Raw genomic sequence first — 678 nt, 5'->3', positions numbered from 1 at the left:
GTGCTGCACACCGCCAAACGGCTCAATCATGCCGGCCCAGCGCCCGCATCAGGCCGCGCGCCTTGGCGCGGGTTTCGTCCAGTTCCTTGTCCGGGTCCGAATCGACCACGATGCCGGCGCCGGTACGGAACGCGGCGCTGCCCGCGCTCACCTCGGCGGTGCGGATCAGGATGTTCAGGTCCAGGTCGCCGTCGCGGTTCAGCCAGCCGAACGCACCGGTATAGGCGCCACGCGCGGTCTGTTCCAGCTCGGCGATGATCTGCATGCAGCGCACCTTGGGGCAGCCGGTGATGGTGCCGCCGGGGAAGGTGGCGGCGATCACCTGGCCGGGGCTGACGCCCTCGCGCAGGCGGCCGCGCACGTTGCTGACGATGTGGTGCACATGCGCGTAGCTTTCCACGGTCATCAGCTCATCCACTTCCACGCTGCCCGGTGTGCAGATGCGGCCCAGGTCGTTGCGCTCCAGGTCGATCAGCATCACGTGCTCGGCGCGCTCCTTGGGATGGCCGACCAGCTCACGGATACGCGCGGCATCGTCGTCCCCGGCGAAGCGCGGGCGGGTCCCTGCGATGGGACGGGTCTGCACGTCATCGCCATGCACCGACACCAACCGCTCCGGCGAGGAACTGACCACCGCCCTGCCCTGCGCCATGAACAGCCCGGCGAACGGTGCCGGGT

Annotated in this window: 1 protein-coding gene; it reads right to left on the bottom strand. The window is 69.5% G+C overall.

Annotation, left to right across the window (positions count from 1 at the left end; translation table 11 throughout):
* Positions 1-22: 22 nt before the first annotated feature.
* Positions 23-678, bottom strand: a 656-nt coding sequence (locus ACXJKJ_RS30725; RefSeq protein WP_457395272.1) for a chorismate-binding protein, incomplete at its 5' end; no start/stop codon positions are given.

Source organism: Roseateles sp. P5_E1 (assembly GCF_054049335.1).
The sequence above is the reverse complement of the archived record's forward strand: the minus strand, read 5'-3'. Positions and strand labels throughout refer to the sequence as shown.